Consider the following 19,910-nt stretch of genomic DNA (forward strand, 5'->3'; position numbering starts at 1 on the left):
GATTTTCTCCATATATTTTTTCTAAAAACTATTCCGGATCAGACCGGTCGAAAACGGGTGCGTGAAGCTGAAGCCTGCGGATCCCTTCTTTGCGACTTCGATAATTTTCCCGTCTTTCATCACAGCAATTGTTTTTGACATAAATACAGCGGCCCGGATATCATGTGTAATGAATAGATAAGCGCAGCCGATTTCATTCTGAAGCTCTTTCAGCAGCGATAAAATCCTGAGCATGACCGTTATATCCAATCCGCTGACAGCCTCATCCAACACAATCAGCTTTGGGCGAACGGATAAAGCGCGCGCGATGCAGATTCTTTTTCTCTGTCCTCCGGATAATTCATGAGGATAACGTTCGGCTATGCTTGATTCGAGTCCAACCAAAGAGAGCAGTTCAAGGCTTCTTCTTTCGCGTTCCGGGGCGGACAATCTGAGCAGATTTCGCATCGGTTCCATCAGGCTTTCTCTGATTTTCCTTCGCGGGTTAAAGCAATCGGCGTTCGACTGGAAAACAGGCTGGATATCTCCGTACAAGCTTCTCCGGGGAATACGCCACACATCGTTTCCCCTCCAGAATACTGATCCTTTCGTCGGCTTATCCAGCGCCAGGATCAGGCGGGTGAGCGTGCTCTTTCCGCTGCCGCTCTCGCCGATCAGCGACACGCATTCTCCGTCCCGAATCTGCAGCGATACATCCTCAAGCGCCGCCACCTTCCCATAAAGCTTACTGACATGCTCTACCTGAAGCACTGGATACCCTCTTCCAGCCTGTGGTCGGCGTCAAAAAGCTCGCGCGTATAAGCATGTTTTGGCGACTTCTCTAAAGAAAGATATGGCCCAGTTTCAATGATCCTTCCGTCCCGCATGACGACAATCTCATCCGCCATCTTTTTCAGCACGCCGATATCATGCGAAACGAGCAGCATCGCCGGTTTATATTCCCGCATCACGAATTGCAGGAGGTTGATGATGATATGTCGGCTGCTCGCGTCCAACGCGGCTGTAGGTTCGTCAGCAATGATCAGGACCGGATTCAGCGAAATCGCCAGCGCAATCATGATGCGCTGCAGCATGCCGCCGGAAAGCTGGTGCGCGTAACTGCTCATGACGCGATTTCCGTCAGGAAGCCCAACCTTGGCAAGCATTTCAATCCCATATAGCAAGGCGTTTTTCCTGCCGCAGGAGAGATGCGTACAAAGTGTCTCGATAAAATGCCCGCTGATTCTCATGCACGGATCAAAGGACACAAACGGATCCTGCAGGATGACGCCGATCTCTTTGCCGTTGATTCGGGAACGGTCACTCCAGCTTAGATGGAGGATGTCTTTCTCCGCGAGGCGGATAGATCCTTCGAATGTAGTGGTCTTATCGTTCAATAGCCCGAGGATCGCGTTGCACACAGTCGTTTTCCCACATCCGCTTTCTCCAAGAATACCTGAAACTTGGCCGCGCGCGATTGAGAACTGAATATTCTCAACGCCGAGCCCAGTATTCTGATAATGAACGGTCAGGTTCCGGACTGCTAAGATTTCTTCACGATCCATGGATGACTTCCCCCATGCCTATGGCTTTTCGCATTCCTTCTCCCAGAAGATTGAAGCCGAATACGGAAAAAACAACGCAAATTCCGGGATATACAGTAAATTGTGGCGCTGTGACCAGGACGCTTTTCGCTTCATTCAGCATTGCACCCCATTCGGGCGTTCCGGACGGAAGTCCGATTCCGAGGTACGAATATCCGGAAAGCGTCAGGATCATGTCGCCGATCCCCAGGCAAAACAGAACCAGCAGGTTTGGCGCGATATTAGGAAAAACCTGAATCCCCAGAACAGAAACAGCGGACGCGCCTCCAGTTATCGTGTACGTTACATAGCTCTTGGATAATTCTTCCATGGTGTAGCTTCGAATCATTCGACCATACCAGCCAAAATATGAAAAGAAGCTGCTGAATAGCAGGTTCGCCGCTCCGTTGCCAAGGATGCCGGTCATCGCCAGAACGAGAACGATTGGCGGAAGCGCCATGCTGACGTCGCAGATCCAACAAAAACATTTCTCCGTAAGCCCCTTTTTATAGGCAGCGCCCATGCCCAACGGAATGACGCTGCAGGCAAGTCCAAGCATGACGATCCCCGCTAAACCAAGAGAGTATCTCGCGCCGTATAAGAGGCGGGATAGAATACAGCGTCCAAAGCTATCGGTTCCAAGCGGAAACGTGTCGGAAGGTTCTTCGAAACGATGATCCATATCAATGTGAACCGGGTTCCAGGGCGCCAACGATTCCGATAGTACCGCCGCCAAAACCACAATCAACACCATCGCAAAGCCCAAAATCATGCTCATATTTTTTTGCGGTTTTTTCACGATTTGCTCTCCCGCGTAAGCTTCGGATTCAGCAGCGTGCCAACATGCTCCGCCGCCATGTTAAAAACGGCAAAGCAGAGCGCCATCAGCACGAGATAGCAGTTGATCATCGGGAAATCCCGATTCAGCGCGGCTTCTAAAACGATTTTCCCCACGCCAGGCATCGTGAAAATATTCTCGACGATCGCCGTGCCGGCAAGAAGATAGCCGAGATTCTGCCCGAACAGAATGATGCAGGGAGGAGCGGCGTTGCGAAGCATATGCCATATCATAATTTGACTCGGACTGACCCCGCGGGCCCGGGCATACAGGACGTAAGAACTATACTGATTTTCAAGCAGAAGGGAGCGCAGAACCCGGGAAAGCGATCCGATCATTGGGAACGCTAACACGAAGGACGCGCACAGCGTCGATGCGAGATTTCCATGTCCAATAATCGGAATCGCGCGCAGCCGAATTCCCAAAATCATGAGGATGAGCAGGCCAAGAAAATAGCCCGGGATCGAAACGGACAGGAATGAAAACACGGTAACTATGCGATCGATCCATCCACCTTCTTTCTGCGCGGCGAGGATCCCTAACGGAATCGCAAAAATCAGGATAAGGATAGCGGAAAGACCCGCGAGAAAAAAGGTCGGTGGAGCAACCGATAAAAGCGCCTGCACCACCGGTTTCTTCGTCGCGTATGACTTTCCGAAATCCAGATGAATCGCTCTGCTCAACCACTGAACGTACTGCTCCGGGATTGAGCGATCGAAGCCAAACGCTTCATTATATTTCCTGATAACTTCTTCCGAAGGGGCTTTCGCGATTCGCCGTGCGTAAGCCTCCGCCGGACTGGTGGGCGCGATATTCGCAAGGATAAAGGATAAAACGGAAATCCCGATCCATACAGCCAACAGGTAGATTAATTTTCTGACAATCCGCTTTCCCAGTTCCCTCAAGTTTCCACCGCCAGCGCGAGTTAGACAACTCTGTTTTCTTTAGCTAAAGAAAAGAGCTTTTTCTCTCAGTCCTCATTTTATAAGGATTCTTCGATATCTTCCGCCCCGCACGGGAGTTTTCAGGACCCGATCCGGAATTTTTTCGGATTGATCCCGAATTCATTTCGAAACGCTCTCGCGAAATGGCTTGCGTTCGCATACCCGACCATGGCGGCGACCTGCCCGATACTCATGGAGCGATCTTCGAGCAAATCCCGCGCGTGTTCCATGCGGACGGAGCGGGCGAACTCATGGATACTTTTTCCAAAAGCAAGACGAAATCCCTGTTTCAGAGTATATTCATTCATAGCTACCATGCGTGCCAGTTTATAGATAGTCGGCGGTTCCATGTATCTTTGACATAGGATATTCCGGGCGTTCATCAGCGCCTGCATATCCAGATCCGTTCGATTGATTCTTGAAATAGCGGACAGTCGTTCCACAATGTTTTCCTGCCATATTTCGGCCAGCAGCATTTTTGACGTTGCCTCCAGGTAACTCTGCAGGAGGCTTCCGGTCATGTTATTTTCCAGAATTGAGCGGAACCGATTGTGGATTTTCGCAGTAGCTTTGACTGGTTTGGCCATGCTATAAACCAGCGCCTGAACCGCGGGATCATCAAACTGACTGCATTGCGCGACATGCGGCAGCTGTTGATGGAATTTTCCGTTTGATTCGATGGATACTAAAAAAATTCTTTCGCCGGATGGGAGCATCATCATCCCCCGGCTCCGGGGCATCGCGTAGATTCCGATCTCGTTTTTTCCGAGCTCAGCTTTCGGCAGCCCCGTTTCAGAGTATGCCACGTGCCCGGACAGACAGTAGGTCACTTCGCACGTGTTGGCGTAGCTATCGTAGTAGGCAACCAAAGGTATATTTAGAATGATATCTATGGTCCCGATCGTTATATCGTCGCTTACTTTTTCGATTTTTATGTACCCTGTCCCCAGGTACGAAGGGACCCGGAGGATGATTGCCGTGTTTTGTTCTGTACAGGAAAAACCGAATTGCTGAATCAGCTCAGAAATAAATTCCTGTTTTGTGTTGACCGATATGGCTCGATTTTCAGGACGATGCACCTTCGATTAGTTCCTTCTAACCGGAGTATACCATGAATTCAAGGAGTGGAATAACCCCGCTTGGGCAGGTTCGAGAAACATTGCAAGAATCTTCATCATTAATTCTATAACAGTAGCATTTAAAAAGAAAACACCTTGAAATAGGCGTTTTCTTCACTTGAAACTCCTGACGATATACGGTATCGACCCTATCGTTGTTTACTGGTTCATACGCTTCTGCGGAGTATTTTCCCTCATCCCAATCTATTTTTTCACTTCGGGCGGCGGATCGTCGCGATCGGCGGAAACGAGAAGAACGCCTTCCTTTCCGGGATTAACGTTGACCGGTATAAAATTATGATCTATTCGATCGCCGGTTTTTACTGTTCGGTTGCGGCGGTTATTTTCTCCTCTCGGATCGACTCGATTACCGCGAACGCCGGGATAGGGTACGAAACGAGCGCGCTGACGGCGGCGATTATCGGCGGAGTGACCTTCGACGGCGGGAAGGGAACGGTATTCGGCGCGTTCCTCGGCTGCGTCCTGATGGGCGTTATCAGCAACGCGATGAATATATTGAAGGTTAACTCATACGTTCAGACGATTATTACCGGTCTGATCATCGTTGTCGCCGTCGTTCTCAGCAACGTCAACAATATTCGCAGGAAATAAGGAGGAAAGGCTGACATGGTAAAAATAGCGATTATTGGCGCTGGTTTCATGGGCCAGACGCACGCGGCGGCGTACGCGGAAATTGAAAATGCGGAGCTGACGGCGATCTGCGACCGGTCGCGGGAGAGCCGCGAAGCGTTCGCGGAAAACTTCGGCTGCTCCGCGTTCGCGGATTTTGAGACGATGCTGGCGGGGGCTGAATTCGACGTCGTCGATATTTGCCTGCCGACGTTTCTGCATGAGGAATACGTCGGTCTGGCGGCGCGGGCGAAGAAGGATATTTTCTGTGAAAAGCCGTTTACGCTGAGCGTCGCTTCGATGGACCGCATGCTCGAGACTGTCCGGGAGAATCAGGTCCGGCTCTTCGTCGGTCAGGTCCTGCATTTCTGGCAGGAGTACGTCCTGGCGAAGCGGATGATCGACGGCGGCGAGCTGGGCGAAATTCGCTATGTCTACGCCGCCCGCCTCTCGGAACATCCGAACTGGGGCGACTGGTACCGGCGTCCGGAGAACAGCGGCGGCGGCCTTTTCGATCTGCACCTACATGACGTTGATTTCATGATCTGGACGTTCGGGGAGGTCGAGAGCGTCTACGCGGCCGGGAAAAAGAACGCGGCCGGCTGCTGGAACTATGTCAGCAGTATCCTCAACTTCAGGAACGGGATCTCGGCGACGGTTCAGGGGGTTATCGAAATGGAGAAGGGGTACCCGTTTACGATGGAGCTTCGGCTTGTCGGTTCGGAAAAGACGTTTGATTATGTGATGCGAGCTGGGGATAATCTCCGGAACCGCGATTCCGCGCTTCGGATAACGCGGATTTATGACGACGGAGCTGCGACCGTCCCGTCGTTAGAAACGAGGGACGCGTATACGGTTGAGCTTGAGGATTTTGTCGGCTGCGTCGCGAAAAACCGGGAATCCGGATGGGTCCGGAACGAGGACGTCCGGAAGGTCCTCTGCACGATCGAAGCGCTGCGGCTGTCGCTGGAAAGCGGAGAGAAAGTTCCCGTGAATTACGGAAGGAGAAACGGATGAAAACTGCGGTCAGCATGTTCTCGTTTGCGCAGGACGCCGATCTTCGCGAAAAATTCGCGCTGATCCGGCGCGCGGGGTACGACGGCGTGGAGCCGGTCATGAGCGAGGCGGGCTACCTGACGCATTTGTCAAGCGAGGCCGAGATTCGGAAGATTGGGAAAATCGCGGCGGATAACGGACTGGAAATTCCCAGCGTCGGCGTCTGGTCGCTTTGGGAAAATAACCCGTTGTCCGACGATCCGTCGATCCGGGAAAAAGCGAAGGCGATCCTGATACGGCTTCTTGAGGCGGCGAAGATTCTCGGAGCGGATACCGTCCTGGCCGTTCCGGGGTATGTCGGCTGCGAATTCGCGGCCCGGCCGGAACGGATCCGTTACGATATTGCGTATGAGCGGTGTGTGAAGCTGTTTTCGGATCTGGCGAAGACCGCGGAAGCGCTCGGCGTCTCGATCGGGATCGAGAACGTCTGGAATAAGTTTCTGCTTTCGCCGCTGGAAATGAAGCGGTTTATTTCCGATACCGGTTCGTCGTCTGTCGGCGTATATTTTGACGTCGGAAATATTCTGTATACCGGCTACCCGGAGGATTGGATCCGGATCCTTGGCCCCGCGATTAAGAAAATTCATCTTTCCGATTACCGCAGCGGCCAGGCGGGATTGGGCGCGTTCGTCGATCTTTTCGCCGGCGACGTCGATTTTATGGCGGTAGCGGCCGCGCTGAAGGAAATCGGGTACGACGATTACCTGACGTTGGAGATGCTCCCCAATTATAGGATGTTCCCCGACGTCTCCGTTTTTTCGAATCGGCCGGCGGTCGAAAAAATTCTGGAGCTTTGCCGCGCGGCTTAGCGGAAAGTTCACAATTTGGATGGCTTATCTGACAGCGATTCGGGGGTTTCTGGAAAAAAATTTAATAATTTATAACTGCAACGCTTATTTCATAACACTGTTTAAGTTGTGATTTAGCATATTATATATTAATTTTTTAATGCATTTTGCATTTTTAATGGAAAAGGAGTTATTCATTATTTCTGATTACTCTTGTCGTCAAATAGTTTAATCAATCTTTTATTAGCAATTGCATTTTATCTCTGTATTCGGTAGGCTTCATTCCTGTATGCTGTCTGAACATATTGGATAAACTGCTGATATATTTATAACCTACCATTTTTGCAATTTGAGATATTGGTAAAGCTGTGTCTTTAAGGAGATGCTCAGCATGTGTAATACGGCGCGTAACAATATACTGCTGAATACTCATATGGTACGCATCTTTGAATACATATTTCAGCTTAGCCTGACTCATGTATGCAATTTGAGCAAGGAAATCTATTCTGATATCTTCAGCATAGTGATCATCAATATAATTAGACACGGATATTATGGCATCTAAATCATCATTAGGTATTAAAAAACGCCGTTGACCATGTTCTTTGTTTTGTTTTTTTGCTTTTTCGAGAATTACTGAGAGAGCTTCATTCACCTTGCTTTCATAAAACAGCTTTGCCGATATGCCGTCTCCCATATAATTTTTGAGCTGATTGAAAATCATGACCAGTTCAGGAAAATCGGAACAGCAGTCTATCTGCCTGAATGCTTCTGAAGGATTTTCATAAATGTCAGGGTATTGTTCATTTAAATATTTCTTATAATATTCGGGCATAAGAGTAATACTTACACTATTGATAGGAATATTTTTGTGAAGTATCATACGATATTCACTCTTTTTCCCTAAATATGCCTGGATTGTTCCGGATGTTAAGCGATGATAAGGTGTCAGTATTTCACCGGAGATGGAGTAGAAATAGCCGACACAGATATATTCCGGTTGTTCAAAAACACAACATGTATCCTCATAGTGAATCTGATCCATAATGGTAATGGTCACATATGGATTGCATTGATAAACCCAACAATATCCTTTACCAAACTCAGGATTCATTTTATAAAATTCGCCATTCGGATTAAATCCCGGAACGGGTTTACATGGAATAACGCCCCTGCCCGCAAAAATATCCCTATACATTTTTTCTAACTGTTTGCTCATAAAATTCCATTTTCTCCGTTCGATAAATAATTTATGCTAATAGCTAATCACTGTCATTTTTCATTGACGCTAAAGGTATGAATAAGTAAAATAAAAAACAAGTTAGATAAAACTAACACGATTATACATTAAACAAAATAAGTTTTCAAGATTTTCGTGCGAAGGAGGAGAAAAAATGGAAATCAAAAAGTATCTTTCTGCCATGAAAAAAAGATGCTCCCGCAGGAAGTATATAGATAGGCCGATTGATTTAAAGTATGTAAAAGAACTCGAAGATAGCATCGCTTTGTACAATAGAGAATCCGGACTTAATATGAAATTGATAATTGGAAATGGAGGGAAGCTTTTTGACGGGTTTCGAAAAAGCTATGGTCTGTTTGTAGGCGTTCAGAATTACATTGCCATGATTGGAAGCAAAACCCTTCCCAATCGTTTGGAAAAAGCAGGTCGTTTTGGCGAAAAGCTAATTCTTGAAGCAACTGCAATGGGTCTATCCACATGCTGGGTTGGAACAAGTTATGACAAAAATGCAGCGATGGACTTGTGCGAAAGAGATGAAGTACTGGATTGTGTTATAACTGTTGGGTATTCAGATAAAAAACATTCGCTTAAAGAACGAATGATGGAATATGGTATGCACAGGCAGAATAAAGCTAATAAAACTTTAACAGAAGCAGAAGAGCCTGTGCCAGAGTGGTTTAAGCAAGGGATGGATGCCGTTTATCTTGCCCCTACCGCAAGAAATTTACGGCCATTTGTATTCAAATATAAAGATGGACAGGTGACTGCTTCCATTACCGTACAAACGGAAATTGCGATGATTGATCTTGGAATTGCCAAATTGCATTTTGAATTGGGCGCAGGAACTGAAGGTTGGGATTATGGCGACGGAGGTCATTATTATTTTGGTCGTAAACGGGAAGGAAAGTGATATATAATGAAAGCTGTTTTTATTGTATTCAGTCCATCAGGGCATACACTCATTGCGGCACGAAAATTCATGCATCTGCTTGAAGATAATGGAATTTCCTGTCATATGATTAACATCACAAAAAACGATAAGTATCTTCAGGACTTCACAATTACAAAAACACTGGTTAATGATCTTGGAGAACATCATCTGCTTATTCCATGTGCACCGGTATATGCCGGACACTGTGAACAGAATATGCTCAGGATAATACGGGCGCTCACCCGGGAAAAGGAAAAACAGATACCTGCAATTCCGCTTGTGACATATGGGGGAGTGCACAGTAGCGTTGCGCTGGAAGAAATGGGTAAAGCGCTTAATGACAGAGGCTATATTCCGATTATGGGCATTAAGATTGCTGCAGAGCATACGTTGACCGCTACTTTCAAAAAACAAATCAATCCAGGTCTGCCAGGAAAAGTTGAGGATCAAATCCTTGCAGAAGCAGCAGAAATAACGGAAAAGGTTTTGAACGACAAGATAGCTATGGTTAATGTAGGAAAGAAACTTGCATATGCGCCGTTTTTAAAACGCATTATGTTTCGCAGTTTCAGCCAAGAAAAAATTCATGGAAAATATAAGAAAGTCGCAATCAATACAGAAAAATGTATTGGCTGTGAGCGATGTGTTGCAGCCTGTCCTGTCAATATGTTTGCACATATTGATAACACAATACAAACGGTTCGTGACAATAAACATTGTATTTTATGTGCTGAGTGTTATCATCACTGTCCTGTAAAAGCCATCGTACATCCATATATTGAAGTTGCAAGAAAGAGACTTTCGGACGGTTTTGCAGAGCTTGAAAACCCACAATCTGAAATTTATCGATAAAACTGATATCCGCTAAATATAAAATGAAAAAGTTATACCGCAAATAAATAAACGATAAATTGCTATAATTAACAGAATAAATATTTATGAACAGCTTGCAACACTACCATATCTCTCCGCTTATCAGCAACTGATACAGAGTACCATCGAATTAGATGTATTTTCTAATTTAGCGAGGCCTATCACCACAAAAGAGCTATCTGAAAAAATGAACTGGGACGAAGGTTTGTCGTCTCCACGGCTCGTTTTACAGGCAGGCTTTATAGATTTCTACGATGTCCTCGTTCGTCAGAGCAACGAACGAGTCTTTCAGGTAACCGCCGGCGTTGGCATGCGCCGCCATCTCTTCAAAGTATTCGTCCGTGATCCCCAGCTCGCTCAGCGTCATCGGGATTCCGGTCGAGCGGAAATAGGCTTCGAGCGCGTCGATTCCGGCCATCGCGAGATCCTTCTCGTTCTCCCCAGTCAGTTCCATGACGTTCCGCGCGAAGCGGACGAACCGCGGCGTCGCCGAAGCGTCTTTTTTCAGGATATGGCGCATCCAGCGCGGCGTCAGGATCGCCAGTCCGACCCCATGGGTAATATCGTAGTAAGCGGATAACTCATGCTCCATGCTGTGGCACGGCCAGCCGGTTCCCTGCTTCCCGTATTCCGGGATCCCGGAGCAGGCGACCGATGAATCCGCCATCAGGTTGGCGCGGGCGGCGTAGTTATCCGGCTCTTTCAGCGCGATCGGAACGTTCTTCATGACCGATTTCAGGATCGTTTCTGCGATTCCGTCGGAAAGGTCGCTGTCGTCCGTCCGCGAAAAATAGCCTTCGAAAATATGGCTCATGATATCGGCGGAACCCGCCGCGGTCTGATACGCCGGGACGGTAAACGTATACGTCGGGTCGCAGATTGAAACCGCCGGGTACGTGTACAATCCGCCCAGCTTCTCTCTGGTTTTCATATTACTGATGACGCCGCCGCCGTCAAATTCGCTTCCCGTCGCGCTCAGCGTCAGGACGTCGACGAGCGGCAGCGCTTTGCGGAGGTGATCCGCGGATTTAACCATCGCCCAAAGATCGTCCCCTTCGTAGAAAACGCCCGCGGCGATCGCCTTGCAGCAGTCGATCGTGCTTCCGCCGCCGACGGCCAGGATCACGTCGATTTCGTTTTCTTTACAGAGGCGGACGCCTTCCTCGACCGATTCAATTCGCGGGTTCGGTTCGATCCCGGCGAGCTCGGTCGCCTTAAATCCGCCGCGGTTCAGGATATCCATGACGGTATCGTACAGGCCGGTTTTCCGGATCGAACCGCCGCCGTAGGCGAGGAGGACCTTCTTCCCGAACGGGTCCAGCGCGTCCGCTAAATGACGGATCTGACCTTTGCCGAAGTAGAGCTTCGTTGGAATATTATGTACAAAATCCAGCATAATTTTTCTCCTTTTTTGTTCCAAAACGGGACGATATTCGCGGCGGTCGTCAGGGGAGCTTTTTCCCCGACGCCAGGTACAGCCGGTACCACTCATGATGCGTCAGGCCGACGTTCGTCGCGGCGCAGATATCCTTCAAGTGGCTGGGGTTCATCGTTCCGGCGATCGCCTGTATTTTCGCCGGATGACGCAGGATCCAGGCGATCGCGACGGCAGTTTTCGGAACGCCGTATTTTTCGCCGATCTCGCCCAGCGCTTCGTTAAGCTCCGGGAACGCCGGGTCGTCGACGAAGCAGCCCTTAAAGAAGCCATGCTGGAGCGGCGACCAGGCCTGGATTGTGATATCGTTCAACCGGCAGTAATCCAGAATTCCGCCGTCCCGGTCGATCGAGCGTTCTGTCGTCAGGTTATTCATGTAAAGCGCCTGGTCGATGAGCTGCGACTGCTCGATTGAGAATTGAAGCTGATTGAAGACCAGCGGCTGACGGACGAATTTCTTAAGCAGCTCCAATTGGAAAACCGGGACGTTGCTGACGCCGAAGAAGCGGACCTTCCCGTTTTTCTCCAATTCGTCGAACGCCTCCGCGACCGCTTCCGGTTCGAAAATCAGGTCGGGCCGATGCAGCAGCAGGACGTCCAGATAGTCGAGCTTCATCCGGGTCAGGCTGTCGTCGACGCTGGAGAGGATATTTTCTTTTGTCCAATCGAATTCGTTCCGCTCAAAGCATAACCCGCATTTCGTTTGGATCACGACGTCTTCCCGCCGGAGCCCGGTCCGCTTGAACGCGTCGCCGAATCGGGTTTCCGCTTCCCCGTTTCCATAGCAGGTTGCGTTATCGAAGAAGCTGACGCCGAGCTCCGCCGCCGTCCGGATCATCTCCGCGGCTTTTTCAACCGACAGCGCGGGCATCCTCATGCAGCCGAGAATAATCGCCGACGCGTTTTGCGGTCCGTTTATGACATTGATTGTTTTCATGTGTGTTGCCTCCTTTGATATGAATTTATAATGCTGTTCTTTTAAGCGCTGATTTTATTCAACCTGTAAGCCAGCGGGAGAAGCCCCATGCTTTTTTTGAACTGAGCGGAAAAGCTGCCCGGGTTTTTATATCCGACGAGGCGGGCGATCTCCGCAATGTACAGGCTGCTGTTTGTCAACAGCTCGCAGGCGTATTCCATCCTTTTTTGCGTTACATACTCTGAAAGGGTCTGTCCTGCGACCGCTTTAAACACGTATTTGAATTTGGAAGCGCTCATGCAGGCGTCAGCTGCCAGGATCTTTAACGGCAATCTCTTTGACAAGCTCTGATTTAAGGTTGTCATGACTTCCGAAATCGCATAACGATCCGCGGCAGAGACATTCGCGGATAAACGGCGGAGTTCATCTGCTTTTTGAATCAGATTCGCGGTCAGTTCATCGATCTTACTCCTGAAAAACAGTTTCGCACTGGACTCGTTCCCTTTAAAGCTGCGAATCTGATTAAATATGGAAGATATTTCAGGAATTGAGAAGCCATGAGGAAAAACCTGAAGCTCCGTTTTCAGGTCGATATTTCTGATTCCCACCTCCTTTTTCAAATAAGTTTCGTAATATTCCGACGCCAACTGGACCGCGATAACCTTCGCGGGAACATTCTTTTTGATGACATACCTGCACAGTTCGTTATCGGAAGTGTGACCAATATACTGTAGTCCCGAATAAACGTCGCCCCTGAGATAACTGCGGTCCGAGTCGATGGAATCGTACTGATGTATGCTGATGGACTCATCCGATATGATAGCGTACTCGAAATCCCGATGATATGAATGCTCCGCGATGCAGATACTGGCAAAAGCATTCAGCTCATATATGGAAGTATACCCTGTTCCAGATTCGGAAGAAAATCGATAGGTGCTGAAGCATGTATTCGTTGGAAAACTGTTTTTTGAAAGTCTGCTGCCGGTGTGCTCGATGAAGCTTTGGTACCCTTTGTTCAAGAAAAGCGCTCCTCTCCAGTTCCAATAATTGGAAAAGCCAAAAAATATGGTCCGAAGACAATTATTGGCGCCCGGTTAGATTCTGCTAACAATAATATGCTAGTATATCATGGCGTCTGGCGCAAAAACAGGCTTGTCTGCCTGCCAGGAATACTGATCATGAAAGGACATCTGGAACCGGTGATTGAAAAGCGTAAAACCCTGGATTTCAGGACAATCCTTTATCTGAATATATTGTTGATTCTCTTCCTGATTATTTCGGGAAAGCAGGAAGTTCTGCTGCTGTCCTTTCTGATTGCGATTGCGGCGGTGGCGGATATGAAAGATTTCGAGCTCATGGCGAAATTGGTCGTCGGGTTCATTCTTCTGCAGATCGTTCACTACGGCTTAATCAGGGTTTATCAGGCGCGATGGCAGGCTTCATTTATCCTACTGCTGGAGATTGTTATTTTCCTGGCGCAGCGGATTTATCCTTTTATTGTTCTGGGGATGGTACTGAAAAGAAGCAAAAATCTCGGCGAAATTACAACATCCTTATGCGAGCTGCGTCTTCACAAAGGGGTAATCCTGAGTCTTATCGTTATGATCCGTTACCTTCCGGCCATAAAAGACGATTTTTATGTCATCACGGCGGCAATGCGGATCAAAGGAATTCCCATTTCTTTTGGATATGCAATCTCTCATCCCATAAAAGCGATAGAGTATTTCATTGTTCCATTGCTGTTTCGAAGCATGCGGACAACCGAAGAATTTTCGGGAGCCGCGCTGGTGAAAGGATATGCGTTTAACGGGAAGCGCACCTCTTATTTTGATGTACGAATGACGGAGAAAGACATTGTCATGATCGTTCTTTCCACGTTCTCGCTGGCCTTCTGCGCCATGTAACTTGAAAATAGCTCCGCGAAGTAAAGAGCTGGCAGAATGATAGATTTGCAAAAAGCAGGTTTCCAATATGAAAAGAGCGAACGGAAAAGCATCCATGCGATTTCCTGTTCTGTTCGCAAAGGGGAAATCATTGTTGTTACGGGGGAGAGTGGCTGCGGAAAATCGACCTTATTACGCTGCATCAATGGCCTTTGTCCCGGTTTTTATGAAGGACTTGTCGACGGGAATATTTTTATCATGAACAGAAATTGTTCCGACATGAGCGTCGGGGATATTTCCCGGCTCGTCGGGACGGTATTTCAGAATCCCGAAAATCAGTTTTTTACATTGGATGTTCTGTCGGATTTGGTTTTCGGCTGTGAAAACTTCGGTATTGCAAAGGCGGAGATCGAACGCAAACTGGATTATGTCGTGAATCTGCTGAAAATAAAGCCTTTTTTAGGCAGAAAATTGGCGGAGCTTTCCGGTGGGGAAAAACAGAAAATTGCGATCGCTTCGGCTCTGATGATGGAGACGGAAATTCTTTTAATGGACGAGCCGTCGGCGAACCTGGATTATCAATCCATCCAGCTGTTGCGTGAAACAATCGCTGTCCTGAAATCCCGCGGGTACACACTTCTGATTGCGGAGCACCGCCTGTATTATCTCAATGATCTTATTGACAGGCTTTTGATTATGGCGGACGGAACGATCAGGCAAACCTGTTCCCGGAAGCAGCTGAAATCTCTTGGCGACAGTATGCTGCATGCGCAGGGAATACGCGGGATAAACCTTTTTCAGCATGGGGCGCCCTTAATTCCTTTGAATAAAAAGCGCGATCAGGGAACAGTATTGTTGTCGCTGCAAAATATATCATTCGGGTATGACCGGAAAAAGAAAATATTGCATGATATCAGCCTCGATATAAGAAATGGCGATCAGGTAGCGCTGTTAGGGAAAAATGGATGCGGAAAGAGCACTCTTGCAAAAGTGCTTTGCGGTCTTCTTAACGAAAACGGCGGAAAGATTGTTTTTCAAGGCGAAAACCAGCCGGCGAAGAAAAGAACTCAGCAGATAAGCTACGTTATGCAAAATGTGGATTTTCAGCTCTTCGGATGCAGTTTATACGATGATCTTTTATTAGGAAGCGAAAATATTCCAAACGTTGATATGAAAATAAAGGAGGCGCTTGCAAAACTTAACTTATTGAATATGATAGACGATCACCCTATGACGTTGTCGATGGGTCAGAAACAGCGATTGATTATTGCGTCATCCTATATCTTGAGGAAGAGGATCAGCATATTTGATGAACCTACCAGCGGTCTGGATTATCGGAGTATGAAGACCGTCTGTTCGCTGATCAGTAGCTTCGCCGGTGATCAAAACGCATCGATCGTTATTTCTCATGACTATGAGTTCATCATGAACTCCTGTAATCGAGTTGTTCTTTTGGAGAACGGACGGATAGCCGAAGATTTTCAACTGAGCAACAGGATGCAATTAGAGCATATTTTCAAAGAAAGGTTATAAGGCGGCAAAATGGAAAGCGAAAAATGGAAAATCAGTGATTTTGTAATGATCGGAATTCTTTCGGCGGTGTACGGGGCGGTAACTTTAGGTATCGGGATGCTTACGGCGACAGTGAATCCGTTTCTGCATTTATTCAGTCCTGCAATTATCGCGATCATTCTCGGAACGGTCGTTTTGTTTGTTGTGAAAAAAATCAATAAGTTTGGCGCGCTGACCCTGTTTATTACCGTCAGCATTGTGTTGTTCTCAGGCTTTTCCGGGATGTTTTACCTGCCCTTAGTCGGCGTGGTCGCGGCGACGGCGCTTGTCCTGGAAATTATTATAAAGCAGATGAAATACAGCATATTCGCATTGGCCATCGGATATGGGGTAATTCAGAGCTCCTATATCTTTGGCGGTTGTATCCCGGTCCTTTTCTTCCTGGACCAGAATATCCTGCATTGGCAGGAAGCGGGCATGGATGCGCAGACAATCGAGAATTTTGTGAAATACAGCAGCGGCTGGTATCTGGCGATTGGGATGCTTGGCTGTTTTATTGCCGGGATCATTGGGATTTATATCGGAAAAGGTATTTTGAAAAAACATATCAAAGAGATTTCCTGAACCTGAAACGATCAGGATTTAGCAAAGGAGCGTGAAAAAATATGGAGCAGTTTCGAAAAAAACGTTTCGCGGATTTCGTAAAACCGCAAGCTCCGGCATATTTCGTTTCCGTATTTCTGGCAATCGTCGGCGTATTTTTTGGATTGTTGCCATATGATATGGTTTATCGAATGCTGATCAGTATTTCTGAGGCCGGAGATGTCAGGGCGGTTTTTATCTATGCCGCTCTGATTTTGCTTTCTTTTGCGCTCCAGATCCTGATGCATAGCCTTTCTACCGCAATCTCGCATAAGACAGCATTTTCTATTTTAGAAAAGGTAAGGCTTTCCATTATGGAAAAAATGATGCGCATGCCGCTTGGGTATACGCAGGCCAAAGGAAGTGGTTTTTTTCATAACATGCTGGTCGACAGTATCGAGCGGCTCGAATTTCCGCTCGCTCACGCTATCCCTGAAACGACGTCTAACGTGCTGCTGCCGTTAGGCATTATCGGGCTGCTTTTTGCGGCTGATTGGAGAATGGGGCTGTCGGTCCTCGTTCCCGCGTCGCTGACGTTGATCTTTTATTTGCCTATGTACGTCGGGATCATGAATGAATTTGCCGATACGTACTATAAAATGCTTGAGAAGATGGACGGCCGGGTTATCGAGTACATTCGCGGGAACAAGGAAATCAAAATTTTCGGAAGAGAAGACGCGGCGTTTTCAAAGTATGAAGCGTCTATTGACGATTATGAAACGGCCACGTTGAAACTGTATAACCGGATGCATTTCGCCGTTTCTCCGGCGACCGTTATTTTATCCTCGCTTTTAGTTGGCGTACTTTGCGTTGGCGGGTTGCTATACTGTAAGGGAGAGCTCCCGGCGTATCTATACCTGTTTTCCATGTTGATTTCCATGGGTATTGGAAACTCACTTTTGAAATTCGCCGAATTTATGGATAATTTTTATCATATCAGGAACGGAGCTCGGCTTATTAACGAAGTGCTCTCTGCTCCGGAGCTGCGGGAGCCTGATAAAGATCTGAACGAAATACCGGATAACGAAATTATTTTGCAAAGGGTATCTTTTGCTTATGAAGAGACACAGGTTCTGAAGGATATTTCGCTTGTTTTTCCGGAAAAAACGAAAACGGCGATTGTCGGACCTTCCGGATCCGGGAAAACAACCATCGCCAACCTGATCTCCAGGTTTTGGGATATCGACGAAGGAAGAATTATGATCGGCGGGATCGAGTATCAGAACCTGTCGTTAGCGCAGCTCACGCAACGTGTCAACTATGTGACGCAGGATACTTTCCTGTTCAACCTGTCGATCATGGAAAATATACGGCTGGGGAAGCCCGACGCGGACGATCCTGAAATTATAGAAGCGGCAAAAAAGGCGCAATGCCATGAGTTTATTCTTGCCCTGGAAAAGGGATATGAGACGGTTGTCGGAGACGAAGGATCAAAGTTGTCCGGAGGTCAGCGGCAGCGTATTATCATTGCGCGCGCAATCCTGCGTAATGCGCCTGTGTTGATTCTTGACGAAGCCACCGCCTACACGGACATGGAGAACCAGCAGAAGCTCCAGCGTTCGCTGCAGGAGCTCTGCAAAGATAAGACATTGATTTTAATCGCGCATAGATTGTCTACGGTTACAGACTGCGATCAGATTATCGTGATGCAAAACGGGAAAGCAGACGCAGTCGGAACGCATGAAGAGCTGCTGAAAAAATCGCCTTTATATTTGCAGATGTGGGAAACGCACGAAAAAAGCCGGAACTGGAAGTTACAGAAAAGCAGCGAGGCGTCGTTATGCTGAAGACGGTAAAAAACTTAATCGACCTGATGGGCGAGCAAAAAAGACCGCTCTATATTTCCCTTGTTTTAAGCGTTTTTGACGGCGGCCTGATGATAATTCCGCTCCTTGCGGCGTATCAGATTACCGCGCGAATGCCGGAGTTTAATCATGCTGTCAAAACTCCGCTGACGTCGCGGGAAATCATGGCGTATACGGCGATGATGATCGGATGCATTATTATTCGTATAATTCTACGGTACTTTACTTTGCGTTTTCGCGGCGGCGCCGGGTATAAGTGCATGTGCAGCGAGCGCAAGGCGTTGGGGAAAGAACTCCGGAAGGTTTCTCTGGGATTTTTGAACGAGAAGAATTCAGGCGATCTGGTTTCGACGATTACGTCCGACGCGGCTTTTTTGGAAATAGAAGGGATGGGCGTCGTTGAAAAGATCGCGGTCGGCATTCCTACATTCATTATAGGGCTTATGATATGCCTCTCTTTTGATTACCGGATTTTCCTGCTGGTGGCGGCGCTGCTGCTTCCGACCTGGTTTGCTTATCGTTATCTTTCAACGCGTCAGGATAAATTGAATATTAACAGGCAGGAATTTATCGGGCAGGTTGCGGAGGCCACGCTTGAATTTATCAAGGGACTGCATGTACTGAAATCCTGTAACATGGCGGATAAGCAGTTTTATAAAACGCAGGAGATATATGAAGAACTTCGCAGATTTTCCATAAGAGCAGAATTTGCGCATATACCGCCCGCCGGAACTTATCAGTTCTGTTTTCGCCTGATGACTACGGGGATCATATTCCTTTCCGGGATTTTTGTCCTGAACGCGGATTTTACTTTCCCTCAGGCGTTTTTATTGATGCTCGCTTCCTTCAGCCTTTTTACAGGCGCGGAAGCCATGGGTATCTTCAGTATTTTCGCCAAAATGACGCAGCAGTCGATTGACCGGATGAACCGGATCAGGGACATTCCCGAAATGCAGGATATTTCGGGGATGGATACCCTTGATCGTTATGATATTTGTTTTGAACATGTGAGCTTTGCATATGACCAGACGTCCGTATTAAAAGACGTCAGCTTTCGCGTGCCGGAGCGGACAACGGCGGCGCTTGTCGGTTTATCCGGAAGCGGAAAAACGACAATTACAAATTTAACGGTTCGCTTCTGGGATATCGAGCAGGGAGCTATCGACATTGGCGGGAAAGCGGTAAAAACTTTATCTTATGGAAATCTGCTGAAAAATGTCAGCTGCGTTTTTCAGGACGTTTTCCTTTTCAACGATACGGTTCTGAATAATATTCGATTAGGACGGCCGGAAGCAGCTTTGGACGAAGTATACGAAGCGTCCCGAAAGGCGGGCTGCCACGATTTTATTCTGGCGTTGGAAAAAGGCTATGATACGGTTATTGGAGAAGCGGGGTCGAGACTTTCCGGCGGCGAAAAACAAAGAATCGCGATTGCCCGGGCATTGATTAAAGACGCTCCGATTGTGCTTTTAGACGAAGTTACCGCAAACGTAGACGTGGAAAACGAACTCATGATCCAGCGGGCGATCCAGGAGCTGTTGAGCGATAAGACTGTCATTATGATTGCGCATAAACTTGCGACAATCCAGAACGTGGATCAGATCCTTGTGATCGAAGCGGGCAGGATCCGTCAGCGCGGATCGCACGATGACCTGATCCGGCAGGACGGGCTATATAAAAAACTCTGGGAGATTCAGTATCAGGCGGAAAAATGGAAAGTATGACGTTGGAGAATTG

At 47.8% G+C, this 19,910-nt stretch carries 18 protein-coding genes and 1 pseudogene; 10 read left to right on the forward strand and 9 right to left on the reverse strand.

What is annotated here, in order from left to right:
- Positions 1–21: 21 nt before the first annotated feature.
- From BEQ56_01680 to BEQ56_01700, 5 genes are all read right to left on the reverse strand, one after another.
- Positions 22–750, reverse strand: a complete 729-nt coding sequence (locus BEQ56_01680) for a dipeptide/oligopeptide/nickel ABC transporter ATP-binding protein (GenBank protein AOH42302.1) — start codon at positions 748–750, stop codon at positions 22–24.
- The gene (locus BEQ56_01685; protein ID AOH42303.1) at positions 738–1,544 is read right to left on the reverse strand and encodes a hypothetical protein; all 807 of its coding nucleotides are present in this window, start codon (positions 1,542–1,544) and stop codon (positions 738–740) included. Before BEQ56_01685 ends, BEQ56_01680 begins: the two co-directional genes overlap by 13 nt.
- On the reverse strand, positions 1,534–2,364 hold the full coding sequence (locus BEQ56_01690) for a hypothetical protein (GenBank protein ID AOH42304.1): 831 nt from the start codon (positions 2,362–2,364) through the stop codon (positions 1,534–1,536). The genes BEQ56_01685 and BEQ56_01690 overlap by 11 nt, the downstream gene beginning before the upstream one ends.
- Positions 2,358–3,296, reverse strand: coding sequence for an ABC transporter permease (locus tag BEQ56_01695; protein ID AOH44354.1), 939 nt, complete (start codon positions 3,294–3,296; stop codon positions 2,358–2,360). Before BEQ56_01695 ends, BEQ56_01690 begins: the two co-directional genes overlap by 7 nt.
- A 128-nt stretch (positions 3,297–3,424) precedes the next feature.
- Entirely contained in the window at positions 3,425–4,423 is a 999-nt protein-coding gene (locus BEQ56_01700) for a hypothetical protein (GenBank protein AOH42305.1), read from the reverse strand.
- A gap of 258 nt (positions 4,424–4,681) precedes the next feature.
- Here BEQ56_01700 and BEQ56_01705 point away from each other — a divergent pair.
- The 3 genes and pseudogenes from BEQ56_01705 (at position 4,682) to BEQ56_01715 (ending at position 6,957) form a co-directional block, all read left to right on the forward strand.
- Positions 4,682–5,074 (forward strand): annotated as a pseudogene (locus BEQ56_01705) (branched-chain amino acid ABC transporter permease).
- A gap of 15 nt (positions 5,075–5,089) precedes the next feature.
- Complete coding sequence (locus BEQ56_01710) at positions 5,090–6,109, forward strand: hypothetical protein (protein ID AOH42306.1); 1,020 nt, start codon at positions 5,090–5,092, stop codon at positions 6,107–6,109.
- On the forward strand, positions 6,106–6,957 hold the full coding sequence (locus BEQ56_01715; protein AOH42307.1) for an endonuclease: 852 nt from the start codon (positions 6,106–6,108) through the stop codon (positions 6,955–6,957). The genes BEQ56_01710 and BEQ56_01715 overlap by 4 nt, the downstream gene beginning before the upstream one ends.
- A 211-nt stretch (positions 6,958–7,168) precedes the next feature.
- On the opposite strand, the gene BEQ56_01720 is transcribed toward BEQ56_01715, so the two are convergent.
- Positions 7,169–8,155: an AraC family transcriptional regulator gene (locus BEQ56_01720; GenBank protein AOH42308.1), complete on the reverse strand. Its 987-nt coding sequence runs from the start codon at positions 8,153–8,155 to the stop codon at positions 7,169–7,171.
- A gap of 175 nt (positions 8,156–8,330) precedes the next feature.
- Here BEQ56_01720 and BEQ56_01725 point away from each other — a divergent pair, with 175 nt between their 5' ends.
- Together BEQ56_01725 and BEQ56_01730 are read left to right on the forward strand one after the other, a co-directional pair.
- A complete protein-coding gene (locus BEQ56_01725) occupies positions 8,331–9,086 on the forward strand; it encodes a nitroreductase (protein AOH42309.1) in 756 nt (251 codons plus the stop codon).
- A 6-nt stretch (positions 9,087–9,092) separates the two neighbouring features.
- Entirely contained in the window at positions 9,093–9,959 is an 867-nt protein-coding gene (locus BEQ56_01730) for a 4Fe-4S ferredoxin (GenBank protein AOH42310.1), read from the forward strand.
- 247 nt (positions 9,960–10,206) lie between these two features.
- Here BEQ56_01730 and BEQ56_01735 read toward each other — a convergent pair whose 3' ends face one another.
- Genes BEQ56_01735 through BEQ56_01745 form a run of 3 tightly spaced genes read right to left on the reverse strand, consistent with a single transcriptional unit; the run spans position 10,207 to position 13,350 of the window.
- Complete coding sequence (locus BEQ56_01735; GenBank protein ID AOH42311.1) at positions 10,207–11,376, reverse strand: butanol dehydrogenase; 1,170 nt, start codon at positions 11,374–11,376, stop codon at positions 10,207–10,209.
- Positions 11,377–11,425: 49 nt separating this feature from the next.
- On the reverse strand, positions 11,426–12,352 hold the full coding sequence (locus BEQ56_01740) for an aldo/keto reductase (protein AOH42312.1): 927 nt from the start codon (positions 12,350–12,352) through the stop codon (positions 11,426–11,428).
- A gap of 41 nt (positions 12,353–12,393) precedes the next feature.
- Entirely contained in the window at positions 12,394–13,350 is a 957-nt protein-coding gene (locus BEQ56_01745; protein AOH42313.1) for a hypothetical protein, read from the reverse strand.
- 159 nt (positions 13,351–13,509) lie between these two features.
- Between BEQ56_01745 and BEQ56_01750 the strand changes: the two genes are divergently transcribed.
- The 5 genes from BEQ56_01750 to BEQ56_01770 are packed head-to-tail and all read left to right on the forward strand — an operon-like array spanning position 13,510 to position 19,897.
- Entirely contained in the window at positions 13,510–14,235 is a 726-nt protein-coding gene (locus BEQ56_01750; protein AOH42314.1) for a hypothetical protein, read from the forward strand.
- Positions 14,236–14,271: 36 nt separating this feature from the next.
- Positions 14,272–15,747 carry an ABC transporter ATP-binding protein gene (locus tag BEQ56_01755; protein AOH42315.1) on the forward strand — a complete coding sequence of 492 codons (1,476 nt, stop codon included), beginning with the start codon at positions 14,272–14,274 and terminating at the stop codon, positions 15,745–15,747.
- A 9-nt stretch (positions 15,748–15,756) separates the two neighbouring features.
- A complete protein-coding gene (locus tag BEQ56_01760) occupies positions 15,757–16,350 on the forward strand; it encodes a hypothetical protein (GenBank protein AOH42316.1) in 594 nt (197 codons plus the stop codon).
- A 41-nt stretch (positions 16,351–16,391) separates the two neighbouring features.
- Positions 16,392–18,155, forward strand: a complete 1,764-nt coding sequence (locus BEQ56_01765) for an ABC transporter ATP-binding protein (protein ID AOH42317.1) — start codon at positions 16,392–16,394, stop codon at positions 18,153–18,155.
- Positions 18,149–19,897, forward strand: a complete 1,749-nt coding sequence (locus BEQ56_01770) for an ABC transporter ATP-binding protein (GenBank protein ID AOH42318.1) — start codon at positions 18,149–18,151, stop codon at positions 19,895–19,897. The genes BEQ56_01765 and BEQ56_01770 overlap by 7 nt, the downstream gene beginning before the upstream one ends.
- Positions 19,898–19,910: the final 13 nt, after the last annotated feature.

The sequence above is a fragment of the Anaerolineaceae bacterium oral taxon 439 genome (assembly GCA_001717545.1).
Lineage (GTDB): Bacteria > Chloroflexota > Anaerolineae > Anaerolineales > Anaerolineaceae > Flexilinea.